16 protein-coding genes and 1 pseudogene are annotated in these 13,573 nt (G+C 71.9%); 6 read left to right on the top strand and 11 right to left on the bottom strand.

The window, feature by feature from the left end; all coding sequences use genetic code 11:
* Nucleotides 1-468, bottom strand: a 468-nt coding sequence (locus VKN16_14975) for an AMP-binding protein (GenBank protein HME95508.1), incomplete at its 3' end; no start/stop codon positions are given.
* A gap of 60 nt (nt 469-528) precedes the next feature.
* On the opposite strand from VKN16_14975, the gene VKN16_14970 reads away from it, so the two are divergent.
* A complete protein-coding gene (locus tag VKN16_14970) occupies nt 529-1,380 on the top strand; it encodes a hypothetical protein (protein ID HME95507.1) in 852 nt (283 codons plus the stop codon).
* Nucleotides 1,381-1,561: 181 nt separating this feature from the next.
* Nucleotides 1,562-1,795, top strand: a pseudogene (locus VKN16_14965) (SDR family oxidoreductase).
* A gap of 1 nt (nt 1,796) precedes the next feature.
* On the opposite strand, the gene VKN16_14960 reads toward VKN16_14965, so the two are convergent.
* The 4 genes from VKN16_14960 to VKN16_14945 all read right to left on the bottom strand — a co-directional run bounded on the left by VKN16_14960 (nt 1,797) and on the right by VKN16_14945 (nt 4,424).
* A complete protein-coding gene (locus VKN16_14960) occupies nt 1,797-1,973 on the bottom strand; it encodes a hypothetical protein (GenBank protein ID HME95506.1) in 177 nt (58 codons plus the stop codon).
* A 3-nt stretch (nt 1,974-1,976) separates the two neighbouring features.
* Nucleotides 1,977-2,774, bottom strand: a complete 798-nt coding sequence (locus tag VKN16_14955) for a methyltransferase domain-containing protein (GenBank protein ID HME95505.1) — start codon at nt 2,772-2,774, stop codon at nt 1,977-1,979.
* 62 nt (nt 2,775-2,836) lie between these two features.
* Complete coding sequence (locus VKN16_14950) at nt 2,837-3,220, bottom strand: response regulator (GenBank protein ID HME95504.1); 384 nt, start codon at nt 3,218-3,220, stop codon at nt 2,837-2,839.
* 1 nt (nt 3,221) lies between these two features.
* Nucleotides 3,222-4,424 (bottom strand): PLP-dependent aminotransferase family protein, encoded by a 1,203-nt coding sequence (locus VKN16_14945; GenBank protein HME95503.1) that lies wholly within the window; start codon nt 4,422-4,424, stop codon nt 3,222-3,224.
* 103 nt (nt 4,425-4,527) lie between these two features.
* Here VKN16_14945 and VKN16_14940 point away from each other — a divergent pair, with 103 nt between their 5' ends.
* On the top strand, nt 4,528-5,403 hold the full coding sequence (locus VKN16_14940) for a ChbG/HpnK family deacetylase (GenBank protein HME95502.1): 876 nt from the start codon (nt 4,528-4,530) through the stop codon (nt 5,401-5,403).
* 3 nt (nt 5,404-5,406) lie between these two features.
* Here VKN16_14940 and VKN16_14935 read toward each other — a convergent pair whose 3' ends face one another.
* Genes VKN16_14935 through VKN16_14925 form a run of 3 tightly spaced genes read right to left on the bottom strand, consistent with a single transcriptional unit; the run spans nt 5,407 to nt 8,087 of the window.
* Nucleotides 5,407-6,597 (bottom strand): CaiB/BaiF CoA-transferase family protein, encoded by a 1,191-nt coding sequence (locus VKN16_14935; protein HME95501.1) that lies wholly within the window; start codon nt 6,595-6,597, stop codon nt 5,407-5,409.
* Between the two features lie 9 nt (nt 6,598-6,606).
* Nucleotides 6,607-7,362, bottom strand: a complete 756-nt coding sequence (locus VKN16_14930; protein ID HME95500.1) for an N-acyl homoserine lactonase family protein — start codon at nt 7,360-7,362, stop codon at nt 6,607-6,609.
* A gap of 2 nt (nt 7,363-7,364) precedes the next feature.
* Entirely contained in the window at nt 7,365-8,087 is a 723-nt protein-coding gene (locus VKN16_14925; GenBank protein HME95499.1) for a metal-dependent transcriptional regulator, read from the bottom strand.
* An 83-nt stretch (nt 8,088-8,170) separates the two neighbouring features.
* Between VKN16_14925 and VKN16_14920 the strand changes: the two genes are divergently transcribed.
* Together VKN16_14920 and VKN16_14915 are read left to right on the top strand one after the other, a co-directional pair.
* Nucleotides 8,171-9,334 (top strand): acyl-CoA dehydrogenase family protein, encoded by a 1,164-nt coding sequence (locus VKN16_14920; protein HME95498.1) that lies wholly within the window; start codon nt 8,171-8,173, stop codon nt 9,332-9,334.
* A gap of 11 nt (nt 9,335-9,345) precedes the next feature.
* Nucleotides 9,346-9,768 carry a hypothetical protein gene (locus tag VKN16_14915; protein ID HME95497.1) on the top strand — a complete coding sequence of 141 codons (423 nt, stop codon included), beginning with the start codon at nt 9,346-9,348 and terminating at the stop codon, nt 9,766-9,768.
* Between the two features lie 19 nt (nt 9,769-9,787).
* On the opposite strand, the gene VKN16_14910 is transcribed toward VKN16_14915, so the two are convergent.
* Nucleotides 9,788-10,498, bottom strand: a complete 711-nt coding sequence (locus VKN16_14910; GenBank protein ID HME95496.1) for a thioredoxin family protein — start codon at nt 10,496-10,498, stop codon at nt 9,788-9,790.
* Between the two features lie 55 nt (nt 10,499-10,553).
* Between VKN16_14910 and VKN16_14905 the strand changes: the two genes are divergently transcribed.
* Nucleotides 10,554-11,849 (top strand): VanZ family protein, encoded by a 1,296-nt coding sequence (locus tag VKN16_14905; GenBank protein ID HME95495.1) that lies wholly within the window; start codon nt 10,554-10,556, stop codon nt 11,847-11,849.
* A 3-nt stretch (nt 11,850-11,852) separates the two neighbouring features.
* On the opposite strand, the gene VKN16_14900 is transcribed toward VKN16_14905, so the two are convergent.
* Both VKN16_14900 and VKN16_14895 read right to left on the bottom strand, forming a co-directional pair.
* Nucleotides 11,853-13,013, bottom strand: coding sequence for a methionine synthase (locus VKN16_14900; protein HME95494.1), 1,161 nt, complete (start codon nt 13,011-13,013; stop codon nt 11,853-11,855).
* Between the two features lie 32 nt (nt 13,014-13,045).
* Complete coding sequence (locus VKN16_14895) at nt 13,046-13,558, bottom strand: DUF3016 domain-containing protein (GenBank protein ID HME95493.1); 513 nt, start codon at nt 13,556-13,558, stop codon at nt 13,046-13,048.
* Between the last annotated feature and the right edge of the window lie 15 nt (nt 13,559-13,573).

The following is a 13,573-nucleotide window of genomic DNA, read 5'->3' as shown; positions in this document are numbered from 1 at the left end:
GATCACGTGCCGCAGCATCGGGAACTCGCCGATCGCGAGCTCGCCCGGGATCGCCTCCCGCAGCGCGGGCAGCACCTCGCCGAGCGTCTCCAGGAAGTCCACCGGACCGGAGTGGTCCGTGCAGATCACGGTGGTCGCGTCGGACTGCCGCAGGAGGTAGCGCAGCTCGTGGGCCTTGTAGCGCGTGTTCAGCGCGACGACCACCGCGCCGATCAGCGCACAGCCCGCCTGCGCGAAGAGCCACTCCGGCCGGCTCGGCAGCCAGAGCGCGATCTTGTCGTTCTTCTTGACGCCCAGCGCCAGCAGCCCGCGGGCCATGCGCTGCGCGGCGTCGTGGAGCTGGCGATAGCTGATGCGGCGATCGGTGGCCACGATCGCCTCGCGGTCGGGGACGCGCTCGGCCATGCGGGCGAGCATGCCGCCCACCGTCTCGCGCAGGAACGGATTACCGTCTCCCGGAGGCAGCATCGGCCACATGCTAGCACCCGGGGCTTTACAGCGTCCCGCCCGGCGTGGAAGATGGGGCCAATGCAGCGGGGCCCGATCCAGAGTCAGATGGTCTGCCAGGACGCGCGCCGCGCGTTCCCGTACATGGTGGCCGGCGAGATCCCGCTCACCGAGTGGGCGCTCCTCGAGCGCCACGTCGGCGGCTGCGACGAATGCCGCGTCGAGCTGGATCGGCTCCGCGAGCAGGCCACCGCGCGAGCCCGCGCCCGGCAGCGGCAGACCCGGCGCTCGGTGATGATCGCGGCCACCGCGCTCGTCGTGATCGTCGGCGCCGGCCTCTACGTGCAGCAGTACGGGATGCCCCCGATCCGGCGGCCCGAGTCCTTCCGGTTCTCCACGGGGTCGCCCGGGGCTCCGCCCACGCCCTCGGCGCCGTCGGCCTCTCCGGCGCCGCCCGGTGCCTCGGCGGCCAAGCCACGGCCGGCACCCGCGGTCTCCACGCGGCCCGCCGACTTGCCACCGGCGACGAGCCGTAGCTTGCGCTCGGCTCCGACCGCCACGCCGGCTCAGGGCGGGCCGCGTCCCGGGCCGGCCGGCGAGCCGGCGCCGTCGTCTCGACCGCCATCGGTCGCCAAGCCCACTCCGCCGACGGCGCCGAAGCCGGAGGCCGTGGCGAAACCCACACCGCCCCCGGCACCGAAGCCGGAGGTCGTGGCCAAGCCAACGCCGCCGCCCGCGCCCGTCCCACCGCCAGTGGTGAATCCTTCGCCCGCGCCGGCTGCGGTCGCCGCGCCGGCCCCGAGCCCGGCGACCGCGACGGCATCCGACGAGCGCATGCCGACCCAGGGATCGACGGGCCGCGTGATCCACGCCGCGCCCACCGCCGAGGCGATGCCCACGCAGGGACAGCCTCCCGCCCGCAGACGGCCGTGAGCCGCCCTCCGGCCGGCGCCGGCCGGCCGCGGTCCCGATCGCTCCGCCCTCCGCATCCTGATCACCGGCGCCAGCCGGGGTCTGGGCCCGGAGTTCACGCGCCGCTACCTGGAGCGGGGGAGCGGGTACCGAGTACGGCTCGGTCTCGGAGAACACCGGCGTTCCGTACGATTACGCGGCCAGCAAGGCCGCGCTCAACACGCTGATGCACTCGCTCGCCGCCGAGGCGCGCCGGCATCGGATCACCACGGTGCTGCTCGACCCCGGATGGGTGAGCACCGACATGGGCGGCCCCGAGGCGCCGGTGACGCCCGCGCAGTCGGTGGCCGCGATGATCCGGGTGATCGACGGGCTTACCGCGCGGCACAACGGCGGGTTCTTCATCACCCGCGAGGGGCGCGAGGCGCCCTGGTAGGTCAGGCCGGCTCGGGCCGGCTCTTGAGATATCGGGCGACCGCCTCGAGGAGCAGGCCGAGGGCCTCCTTCTCGGTGCGGCCGGTCACGCTCACGTCCGGATAGGGCACTGCGGTGGCCCGGAACAGGCCGCCGTCCTCCTGCACCACCTCGACCTCGAGCCGCACCGCCGGGGCCACGGACTAGGCGTGGGCCGAGGCGGGCCGCGCCCGCTCGGCCAGGAACAGGTAGCGCGAGAGGCTGAAGAAGTACTCGCCGCGCGCGGCCTGGGCGCGCACGTCCTCGGCCCAGCGCGCGGCCTCCTCCTCGGTGATGCCGCCGCGGTTGGCCACGAAGCGCGCGACCACGTCGATCATGCCCGGGCTGTAGCTGTGCTCGCTCAGCTCGACGTTGACCACCGGGATCAGCGTGACGCTCTTGACGGTGAAGCCGGCGCGGCGGAGTAGCTCGGGCAGGCGGGCGGGCAGGTGAGGATGCGCGAAGCGCTGCTCCCACGCCCGGAGCACCCGCGCGGTCCGCTCGCGATCGCCCGACTGCCAGACGCACGACTCCCAGTCGGTGTCGAGCACGGCCAGCCGCCCGCGGGCCTTCAGCACCCGATGCGCCTCGGCGAGCCCCCGATCGACGTCGGCCATGTACTCGTAGACCTGCATGGCGGTGATGAAGTCGAAGGTGCCGGCGGGAAACGGCAGCACCTCGCCGTCGGTCCGCCGGAACTCGGTGCGCCCGGTGACCGCGTCGTGCCGCGCGCGCTCCTCGCACGCCGCGATCATCTCGGGCGCGGCGTCGATGCCCACGATGCGCCCGCTGGGACCGACGTCGCGCGCCAGCTCGCAGGCGAGCAGGCCGAAGCCGCAGCCGATGTCGAGACCCCGCTCGCCGGAGTGCGGCGCCACGATGGCGCGCGTACGGGCTCGCTGCTCGGCGACGTCGGGGGTGGAGCGACCAGGGTCGAGCAGGGCGGGGCTGGGGGTTGCCACGCGGGAACGCTAGCAGCGCGCGGCGCTCCCGTCAACCGCGAAGGGCCGCCGACGGTCGGCGGTTACGCGCGCGGCTTCCGGGCGAGGACCTGCTGCACGACCTGGCGCATGTCGGCCAGGTTGAACGGCTTCTCGAGGGCGGGCTCGCCGGTGTCGGCGAGGAAGCGCGCGTACTCCTCGAGGCCGGTGTTGGCGCTCATGAAGATGACCCGCGGCGGATCGTCCGGGTACTGCTGCCGCAGCGCCTCGTACAGCGCGGGACCCTCGAGGCCCGGCATCCGGAGATCGGTGATCACGAGGTCGTAGCGGCTGTCCCGGGTGAGGCGCAGGCCCTCGATGCCGTCGCCGGCGCTCTGCACCTCGTGGCCGTCCCGCTTGAGCACCTCCACCAGCACGTCGCGCAGGTTCTCCTCGTCGTCCACCACGAGGATGCGGTGGCGGGCCATCTCAGGCCCGGGCGTCGAGGATGGCCTGGGCGATCAATCGGGCGCCTTCGTAGCAGCGCGCGGGCGGCTCGAAGCTGAAGGCGAGGCGGATGAAGCGCTCGCCGCCGCCGTTGGGGAAGAACGAGGGGCCGGCGGTGTACTGCACGCGCGCCTTCACCGCGTTGTCGTAGAGCTTCGTGGTGTCGGTGCCGGTCGGCAGCTTGATCCAGATGAAGAAGCCGCCCTCCGGCCGGCTGATCTCCGCGTCGGTGGACCCGAGCACTTCGTGGAGACCGCGCAGCATCGCGTCGCGCTTGGCGCGGTACACCTCGACCAGCCGGGCCACGTGCGGGGCGAGATGGTCGCGCAGGAAATAGGTGGCGACCCGCGAGGCGAACGGGTTCACCCCGCCCCCGAAGAGGAAGCCCTGGAACGCGGGGAGCATCTCCCGGGGCGCGCAGAGCCAGCCGAGCCGAAAGCCCGCGCCGAGGATCTTGGAGACGGTGCCCGCCCGGACCACCCGCCCGCCGCCGTCGAGGGAATAGAGCGAGGGCAGATGCTCGCCGTCGAAGCGCAGCTCGCCGTAGGCGTCGTCCTCCAGGATCAGCGTGTCGTACTCGTGGGCCAGATCGACCAGCTCGCGCCGCCGCCGCAGGGAGAGGCTCGGCCCCGACGGATTCTGGAAGTTCACGATGGTGTAGATGAGCTTGCAGCGGCGGCCCTGGCCGCGGAGCCGGGCCAGATGCTCGCGGGCGACCTCGACCACCAGCCCGTCGGCGTCCACCGGCACGTCCAGCACCTCCGGCCCGTGGCGCCGGATGGTCTGCAGCGTCCCCGAGAACGTGGGGGCCTCCGAGAGGATCACGTCGCCCACGTCCACGAACGCGCTGAAGGCCAGGGACAACGCGTGCCCCGAGCCGTTCGAGATGATGATGTTCTCGGGGCCGACCTTCAGGCCCTCGAAGAGGCCGTACTTGTGGCAGACCAGCTCGCGCAGGCCGCGGTAGCCCTGGGGCTCGCCGTAGGTGAGGGCCTCGGCCCCTTCCGCCTTCATCATGCGGGCGGTGGCCTCCACGAGCCCGTCGTAGGGGAACGAGGCGGGGTCGGGGAAGCCGCCGCCGAATTCGAAGAGCGCGTTCTGGACCGGGCGCGCCGGCGCCGGGGCGCCCCAGCCGATGCGGGCGCGGGTGGAGAGGAGGTCGACGAAGGAATCGGGTGGGCGCATGACAGAGGATCTTACCATTTCTGCCCGCAACACCCCCTCGACCCGGCAACCCGGACGCAGGCGCGCGGGTTATGCTATAGATGCAGGTCGCCGGGAGGATCGAATGAGCCTTACGAGACGACTCTTTCTGAGATCGGGACTCGCCGCCGCGGGCGGGTGGCTGGCCGCGCCGGCCGCTCCGGCCATCGCGTCGCCCAGCCCCGAGGACCCGTACACCTCGATGTCCACGCATGACGGCGACGGGCACCAGCGGCTCGCCATCGTCAACGCCGACGACCTCGGCATGTCCGAGGAGATCGACCGCGGCATCTTCGAGGCGTTCGACCGCGGCATCGTGACGAGCGCAAGCCTGCTCGTGGACGGCCCGCACGCGGTCGAGGCGGTGCGGCAGGTGCGGCGCCGGGCCGACGTGAGCCTGGGCCTCCACGTGGCGTTCGACGAGCGCGGGCACTGGCTCGTCAACATGCAGGAGCCGCGCGCGGTCCAGGGGGAGCTGGACCGGCAGCTCGAGGCATTCGTCCGGCTCACCGGTGGCCCGCCCACCCACATCGACTCGCACCACCACGCGCACCGGCTCTTCAACGTCGCGTGGCAGTTCCTGGAAGCGGGGGCGCGCTACCACTGCCCGGTGCGCGGATTCTCCGAGGTCTTCTTCGTGGGCCGCTTCTGGGGCCAGCCGGAGTTCGGCCGCACCGACGTGACCAAGATCAGCACGGACTACCTGCTGACGATCCTGAAGTCGCTGGGGCCGGGGGTCTCGGAGATCTCCTGCCATCCCGGGCGGATGGAGGCGCGGCGGGACGCGCAGTACAACCGCGAGCGCGAGGTCGAGCTACAGTCGCTCTGCGACGCCAAGGTCAAGGCGGCCATCGCGGCCGAGGGCATCCGGCTCATCAGCTACCGCGAGTACGGGCACCTCGCCTCGACCACGGCCCGGCGGATGCTCGCGAGCGGCTGCCGGCCCACCGCCTCCCGCTAGCGACTAGGCGACTATCTTCTTCTCGCGCAGGCTCCGGATGTCCGCCTCGCGCAGGCCCAGCTCGCCCAGCACCTGATCGGTGTGCTCGCCCGAGTAGGGGGCGACGCTGCGGATCGTCCCCGGGGTCTCCGAGAGCTTGATGGGCTGGCCGAACTGCGTCACCGTCCCGTGCACCGGGTGGCGCATCTCCACGACCATGTCGCGGGCCTGCACCTGCGGATCGGCCACGACCTCCTCGGGCTCGTAGACCTTCCCCACGCACACGTCGGCCTTGACCAGGAAGTCGTACCACTCGTCGCGGGTGCGGGTCCGGATGAGAGCCTCGATCTCCTCCCGGCAGGCCACCTCTTCCGCGTTGGCCGCCCGCACGAACTGGTCGGGCCGGCGCGCGAACTTCACGAAGTCGGGCCGGTTGATCGCCTTGCAGAAGTTCTCCCAGAGCCACGGCTCGGTGCAGCCGATGGTGAGGTACTTGCGGTCCCGGGTTTCGTAGACCGCGTAGTACGGATACGAGCCGCCCAGGAAACCCTCGCCGCGCTTCGGGGCCATGCCGTCGCTCCAGAAGAAGCGCATGTTCGGCGTGGCGGCGAGCAGGGCCAGCGAGGTGTCGAGGTAGGACACGTCCACGTGCTGGCCGCGGCCGGTCCGCTCGCGGGCGAACAGCGCCATCATGATGCCGAGCGCGCCGTGCATGCTGGCCCCGCCGTAGTCGGCCACCAGGTTGAGCGGGAAGATCGGCTTGCGGTCCGGCTCCCCGATGAGGTTCAGCACGCCGGCCAGCGACAGGTAGTTGCCGTCGTGCGCCGGATAGTCGCGGTAGGGCCCGTTGTGGCCGAATCCGGAGAGCGAGCAGTAGACCAGGCGCGGGTTCGCGGCCGACAGCGTCTCGTAGTCGCCGCCCAGGCGCTTCATGACGCCGGGCCGGAAGCCCTCGACGATCACGTCGGCGGCGGCGGCCAGCTTCCGGAAGATGGCCTGGCCCTCGGGCGCCTTCATGTTCAGCGCGAGCGAGCGCTTGTTGCGGTTCACGTACGCGAACGCGGCGCGCCGTCGGGCGGTGGCGTCCTCCGGCTCGTCGGGCGGCGTCTCGATCTTGAGCACGTCGGCGCCCATGTCGGCGAGGAACATGCCGGGCATCTCGGCGGGGGGCACCCGCGCCATCTCCAGCACCTTGATTCCGTCCAGCACTCCCATGGCGTCCTCCTATCGATATGCGTCCGGCGCCTTGATCGCCCGCTCCCAGAACGCGGGGTCGTGGCTCGGGAAGATGCGCCCGCCGGTCAGCCGCGCGAGCGTCTTGAGCCGCTTGATGGTGTGCACGGCCCGGGTCGGGTCCCACACGACGCCGGGCGGGATCTCCTCGTCGATGGACCGCTGCCAGTAGCAGGAATCGCCGGCCAGGATGACCGGGCCGGTGCCGGGCAGCTCGACCAGCAGGGACTGGTGGCCCGGGGTGTGGCCGTCGCTGCGCAGCGCGGTCACCCCCGGGGCGAGCACGGTGTCGCCGTCGAGCAGGCGCCAGCGATAGCCGGGCAGGTCGAAGTTCTTGCGGTAGTAGTACGAGGCGAAGAACGCGGGCGGGTACTGCCCGTAGGCGTACTCGTCCTGCTGCACGATCAGCTCCGAGGTGTCGAACAGGGCGGCGCCGCCCGCGTGGTCGAAGTGGAGATGGCTCAGCACCACCAGATCGATGTCCGCCGGCTCGAGCCCGATCGAGTCCAGGCGATGCACCAGCAGGTCCTCGTCGCCGAATCGGCAGAGCGAGTCTTGCCGGAGCAGCCCCGGCACCGCCCGCGGCGAGATGCCGGTATCGAAGAGAATCGTCGCGTCGTCGGTGCGGACCAGATAGCACGTGATCGGGATCGCCACGCGCTCCGCCGAGCGGTCGCCGTAGAAGAGACCGGCGCGCTCGAAGCCCAGGAAGCCGTTCTGCAGCGCGTAGAGCGCCTTGACCCCCATGCTCAGGCGGACGGCTTCGCGGAGCGGCGGCGCGCGCTCTTGGGCCGCTCGGACGGCTCCTGCGGGTCGTACACCCAGATCTTGTTCGCGGCGCTGAGCCCCATGGTGATGGTGCGGCCTTCCAGCAGGATGGACACGGTGCCGGCGTACGGCGCGACCTCGCTGACCACGATGCGGCTGCCCGGGCGGATCCCGCTCTCCCACAGGAAGCGCAGCAGCTGCCGGTCCGCTTCGGCCTCCTCGGTGATGCGCTCGACCACGAAGGGATGCCCGGCCGGGGCCTGGCCGAGCGGGATCGGGCTGTGCGCTTCCGGCGCGGGCATGCCGGGGATCGGGTTGCCGTGCGGACAGGTGCTGGGCATGCCGAGCGTCTCGGCGAGCCGCTCCTCGACCACCGGCGACAGCGCGTGCTCGAGCCGGTGCGCCTCGTCGTGCGCGCGCGACCAGTCGAGGCCGAGGACGTCGGTGAGCCAGCGCTCGATCAGCCGGTGGCGTCGCGCCATCGTCTCCGCGATGCCGAGGCCCTTGCTGGTGAGCCGGATCTCCTTGTGACCGCCCACGCGGATGTAGCCGTCCTTCTGCATGCGGCGCAGCGCCTCGGTGATGGACGGCGCCGAGACGTGCATGTGCCGCGCGAGCCGCGCGCCGATCACCGGCTTGTCGGTGCCGGCGAGATCGTAGATGGCGCCGAGATAATCCTGGATCGCGGGAGTGGTCTCGTCCATGGCCGTCAGCATACCGACCACCGCACCGCCGGGCAAGCCCCGGCGGCCCGTGCTATTCTTGGCCCCGATCAGGAGGACCGTTCATGGATTTCGCGCTGACCGAGTCGCAGGAGCTGATCCGCAAGGAAGTGGGGGCGCTGGCCCGCACCTTCTCGCTCGACTACTGGCTCGACAAGGACGATCGGGCCGAGTACCCGAGCGACTTCGTGAAGGCCTTCGCGGACAACGGCTGGCTCGGCATCATGGTGCCCGAGGCCTACGGCGGCGCCGGGCTCGGGGTCACCGAGGCCGCGCTGATGCTCCACGAGATCTGTGCGTCGGGAGCCGGCACCTCGGGCGCCTCGCCGGTGCACTTCTACGTGTTCCCGCCCACGCCGTTGATCAAGTACGGCACCGAGGCCATGAAGCGGAAGTACCTGCCGCAGATCGTGAGCGGCGAGATCGTCATGGCCTTCGGGGTGACCGAGCCGAACGCGGGCACCGATACCTCGCGCATCCAGACCCGGGCCGAGAAGAAGGGCGACCGCTGGGTCGTCAACGGGCGCAAGGTGTGGACCACCAACGCGCAGCACGCGACCAAGATCCTGCTCCTGGCCCGCACCGCCGACCGCGATCCCGCGAAGCCGCTCAAGGGCATGACGCTCTTCTTCGCCGACTTCGATCGCACCGCGATCACGGTGCGCGAGATCCACAAGCTGGGCCGGGCCGCGGTGGACTCCAACGAGATCTTCATCGACAACCTGGAGATCCCGGACGAGGACGTGGTCGGCACGCCGGGCGAGGGCTTCTACCACCTGATCGACTCGCTCAACCCGGAGCGCATCGTGGTCGGCATCGAGGCGGTGGGCATCGGCCGCGCCGCCCTCGAGCGCGCGGTGCAGTACGCCAAGGAGCGGGTGGTGTTCGATCGGCCCATCGGGAAGAATCAGGCGATCGCCCATCCGCTGGCCCACGCGATGGCCCAGCTCGACGCGGCCGAGATGATGTGCCTGAAGGCGGCGTGGCTCTTCGACAACGGCAAGCCATGCGGCCGCGAGGCCAACTCGGCCAAGATGCTCGCGGCCGAGGCGGGCTTCAACGCCTGCGACGCCGCGCTGCAGACCTTCGGCGGCTTCGGCTACGCCAAGGAGTTCTACGTGGAGCGGCTGTGGCGGGAGATCCGGCTCTACAAGATCGCGCCGGTCTCGCAGCAGATGGCGCTGAACTACCTGGCCGAGCACGTTCTCGGGCTGCCGCGCTCCTACTAGGGGAGTCGGCCGTGGAGCTGCTGCTCAGCACGCACGATACCGGCTACGAGCGGCCGGACGGCCCCACCATCGCGAAGGTGCTCGCCTCGCTCGACGGCGGCCGGAACGTGGTCGCCACCCTCGGCACCTCGGACTCGAGCTACCTGCAGGCCACCGGCGGGGTGCAGACCGGCTTCGGCCTCGACCTGCAGGAGGGCTCGCTCGAGCGCCGCTTCCGGACGCGCGACCGCGCGCTGCCGCTGGCCTGGGTCACCGAGGTCTTCCACCGCTACGCCCGCGGCGATCTGGCCTGGCGGGACACGGTGGAGTGGGAGCAGGACCGCATCATGCCGGCGCGCCCGTCGTGGACCAACAGCTGGGCCGCCTACATCGTGCTGCTGGTCGTCGTCGCCGGCCTCATCTGGCTCTGGCACTCCTGGCGCGCCACGCCCTGATCGCGTCCGGCCCGTCCCCTCAGCCGCGCGCGGGCGCCACCACCACGCGCTCGTGGAGCGCGCTCAGGATCTCGGCGATGCCGGCCTGCGCCCACACGTCGTAGAACGGCGAGTCGAGCAGGGCCCCGATGTCACGTCCGCCGCGCGCCTTCGCCTGCTCCTCGGTCTCGCCGGCGCGCGCCGCCCGCAGGTGGCCGATGATCCGCTCCTTGCGGTAGATCGCGGGGTACTCGACGTAGCGGTACAGCTCCGCGAAGTCCCGCGTGAAGAAGACCGCGACCGGGACCGAGGCCCATCGCTGGCCGTTTTTCTCGTTCGCGTACTCCACCACGAGGTCGGCGTTGCCCCCCGCGGCCGGATCGGGCAGCCCCTGCATGAGCATCGTCTCGCCGTCGCGGGCGAAGATGCGCAGCTCGAGGCCGCCGGCCTCGGCGAGCCGGGCCAGGTAGGGCACGTCGCGACGGCAGTCCGACGACCAGTCCTCGGAGAGGACCGCCACCTTCGCGGGCCCGCCCGGCTGTGCCGCGAGCCACCGGATGGCCGCGGTCTGCTCGGGGCCGAGCCGCGCCCGCTCGTGCCGCTCGCGCAGGTAGCCGCTCCAGTCCAGCCGCGGGCGGACCAGGCTGAACCGGCGGATGTCGAAGCCCGGGCGGGCCAGGTTCGCGGGCGAGCCGCAGAATCCCACGTACTCGTCGAACGTCATGCCGCGGGCGAATCGCTCCGGCGTCATCCGTCGGTGTCTCCCGTCTTGTGACTCCCGGTTCGCTGCGCTACGCTGCCAGCCCGTGACCGCTCGTCGACTCCCGGTGGCGCTGCTGGTAGTCTACGTCGTCTTCGTGGCCTACGGCTCGTTCTTCCCCTTCAACTTCGCCTACGATCCGCACGCGATGGACCGGCTCCTGGACTCGCCGCTGCCGCGCCTGCACGACGCGGCCGGCCGACGGCTGGTGTCGCTGCCCGACCTGGTCTCGAACGTGCTGCTCGGCGTCCCGGTCGGCATCCTGATGATCTGGAGCGGGCTCGCCGGCCGCGGACTGCTCACACGTGTCGCCGCGGTGGTCGCGCTGGACGCGACCCTGGCCGCCGCGGTCGAGATCGGGCAGCTCTACCTGCCGGGGCGTACTGCCTCGCTGATCGACGTGGTCGCGCAGGTGATCGGCAGCATCGGCGCCGCCGTGGTGACCCACGCGCTCCTCGCCGGCGCGGAGCGTCCAGCCGGGCCGCGCCTCGTCGCCGCGCTCCATCGCCGTCCCGCGCTGGCCGGCCTGCTCGTGGTGGTCGTGGTCCTCGCCGCCGACGCCCTCTATCCGTTTGCGGTCACGCTGGACGTCTCGACGGTCTGGGAGAACCTGAAGGCCGGCACGTGGCGGCCCCTCGGCAGCCTCGGCCGCGCGTTCTGGCCGGACCTGGTGGTCGAGAAGGCGCTCGCGTACGCGGCGGCCGCCGTGCTCGCGCGGGCCGCGCTCGCCGGGGTGCCGATGCGCGCGGCCGGTCTCCTCGCCTGGATCGGCACCACGCTGCTCGCGATCGCCCTCGAGGGCGGCAAGCTCATGATCGTGGGACGGGCGCCCAACGTCGACAACGTCCTGCTCGCGACGGCGGGCGGATTGCTCGGGGTCACCGTGCTGCCCGCCCTGGCCCGGCTGTGGATCGTCCGCGAGCACGGGCCCGCGTGGCTCGTCGCGGGCGCGGTCGCGCTGCTGGTGTACGAGGAGCTGACGCCCTTCACGGTCGTCGCCTCGACGCCGGCGCTCTCCGCGCGGATCGCGCGCATCGAGTGGGTGCCGTTCACCTCGTACTACGGTGCCGACGCGCAATCCGCGCTCTTCGACCTGGCCAAGAAGGTCGGGCTGGGCGCGCTCGTGGGCGCGGCCATGCGCCACGCGTGGCCCCGGCCGCGGCTCTGGCTGGTCCTCCTCCTGGGCGCGCTCCTGGAGGCGGCCCAGGTCCTGCAGCCGGTCCACACCCCGGCGGTCACCGACGCGCTGATGATCTATGTCGGCGCCCTGATGGGGGCCCGCCTCGTCGCGCGCAACCGGGCCGTGGCCGGTCGATCCGCGGTCGGCCGACCGACCGCGTGACGGTCAGGACCAGAGGCGCCGGCTGGCGAGGGCGGCGCCCTCGCTGAGCGCAGCGAGCTTGGCCCACACCACCGAGTGGGCGACCATCTCGGAGCCCGCGAAGGTGCCGAAGCCGCAGTCGGTGGAGGCGATCACCCGGGTGCGGTCGCCGACTGCGTCCACCGCGGCCAGGATGCGATCGGCCACCACCTCGGGATGCTCGACGTAGTTGGTGGTCGTGTCGATCACGCCGGGCAGCAGCAGCATGCCGTCGGGGATCCGGTGCTGTTTCAGCACGCGGTACTCGTGCTGGTGTCGCGGGTTGGCCAGGGGCAGCGACAGCGCGCCCACGCGGGCCTTCAGCACGACGGGCAGGACCGCCTCCAGCGGCACGTCGTGGGTGTGCGGGCCGTCGTAGTTGCCCCAGCAGAGATGGAGCCGGAGACGATCGGCCGGGATCCCCTCGGTGGCCTGGTTGATCGCGCGCACGTGCAGGTCGACCATCTGCACGAAGCGATCGAGCGAGTCGTGCTGGAAGAAGCGGGCGCGCTCCATGGCCAGGTCGGGGCAGTCCACCTGCAAGAGCAGGCCCCGCTCGTGGATCAGCCGGTACTCCTTCCGCATCTCGCGGGCCAGCGCCATCACGTAGTCCTCGTGCGAGCGGTAGTGCGCGGAGAGCAGGATGGTGGCGATCACGCCCGGCGACGCGGCGGTCATGAAGCGCTCGACGAACCGCCCGGCGCGGCCCTCGGTCGCGCGCAGGAAGCCGTCGCACTCCGCGGCGGCGGGGCCCAGATCCGCGTACTCCACCTCCGCGATGGCCTGGGGGGCGTCGCCGATGCGGGCGGCGTCGCGCCGCCGCCGGGCCAGCATGTCGGCGTAGTCGGGGAAGTCGATCAGGTCACGGGCGAGCTGCCGACGGCTCGTGCCGCCGAAGCCGCGCATGCGGCCGGCCACGTAGGTCGAGAAGCCGGCGCGCGGCTGCTCGCCGTTGTTGATGACGTCGATCCCCGCGTCGAGCTGGCCTGCCACCACACGCTCGACCGCGGCGGCGGCCTCGCGGTCGAGGGCGGCCGCGTCCACCGGCTCGCCGCGGTCCCGTTGGACGAGCAGGTCCCGCAGGACGGGCGCCCGCGGGAGGCTGCCCACGTGGGTGGTCAGGATGCGCGCCTCGCTGCGCTGCATGGGCCCGCCTCAGCGCTCGGCTCGCCGGCCCATCACGAGCCGGCCCGCGCGCCCAGCTCGCGCTGCAGCCAGTCCGCGAGCAGGTCCTTCTCGTAGCGCAGCTGGTCGATGCCCGAGGGCGTCGAGCGGTCCAGGTAGTTGACGTCCACGAGCCGGCGGGTGCCGGTGCGGATCTCCTTGCCCTCCGCGTCGAGGATCCGGAAGGTGAGGTCGATGCGCGGCGGGTAGATGTCCTTCATGGTCCGCAGGTCGCAGGCGAACGGGTTGCGCCACACCTCGATGTCCCCCGCCATGTCGATGTTGCTCACCGTGATCTCCATCCGCTGTCCCTCGGGCAGCCAGCGGCCGGCGGTGATCTTCACCGAGCGCTCCAGCTGGGCCGCGAGCGCGGTGACATCCACGGGCCGGTTCACGCAGCTGGTCTTGAAGTCGCTGAACTTCTGCGGGTTCGCGAGCTCGACGGTCACCCGGTCGTCCTGGGCGGAAGCCCCGGACGAGACCCCGAGCCCGACCGCGGCGAGCAGCAGCATCAGCACGGTCTTCATGGTCGAGACTCCTGC

The sequence above is a fragment of the Candidatus Methylomirabilota bacterium genome (genome assembly GCA_035315345.1).
Classification (GTDB): Bacteria; Methylomirabilota; Methylomirabilia; order Rokubacteriales; family CSP1-6; genus CAMLFJ01.
Note: the sequence above shows the minus strand (reverse complement) of the source record. Positions and strands in the feature narration are given on the sequence as shown.

Coding starts and splice junctions, on each gene's coding strand:
- VKN16_14970 (HME95507.1), top strand. CDS start 529: ATGCAGCGGGGCCCGATCCAGAGTCAGATGGTCTGCCAGGACGCGCGC.
- VKN16_14950 (HME95504.1), bottom strand. CDS start 3,220: ATGGCCCGCCACCGCATCCTCGTGGTGGACGACGAGGAGAACCTGCGC.
- VKN16_14945 (HME95503.1), bottom strand. CDS start 4,424: ATGCGCCCACCCGATTCCTTCGTCGACCTCCTCTCCACCCGCGCCCGC.
- VKN16_14940 (HME95502.1), top strand. CDS start 4,528: ATGAGCCTTACGAGACGACTCTTTCTGAGATCGGGACTCGCCGCCGCG.
- VKN16_14935 (HME95501.1), bottom strand. CDS start 6,597: ATGGGAGTGCTGGACGGAATCAAGGTGCTGGAGATGGCGCGGGTGCCC.
- VKN16_14930 (HME95500.1), bottom strand. CDS start 7,362: ATGGGGGTCAAGGCGCTCTACGCGCTGCAGAACGGCTTCCTGGGCTTC.
- VKN16_14925 (HME95499.1), bottom strand. CDS start 8,087: ATGGACGAGACCACTCCCGCGATCCAGGATTATCTCGGCGCCATCTAC.
- VKN16_14920 (HME95498.1), top strand. CDS start 8,171: ATGGATTTCGCGCTGACCGAGTCGCAGGAGCTGATCCGCAAGGAAGTG.
- VKN16_14910 (HME95496.1), bottom strand. CDS start 10,498: ATGACGCCGGAGCGATTCGCCCGCGGCATGACGTTCGACGAGTACGTG.
- VKN16_14900 (HME95494.1), bottom strand. CDS start 13,013: ATGCAGCGCAGCGAGGCGCGCATCCTGACCACCCACGTGGGCAGCCTC.
- VKN16_14895 (HME95493.1), bottom strand. CDS start 13,558: ATGAAGACCGTGCTGATGCTGCTGCTCGCCGCGGTCGGGCTCGGGGTC.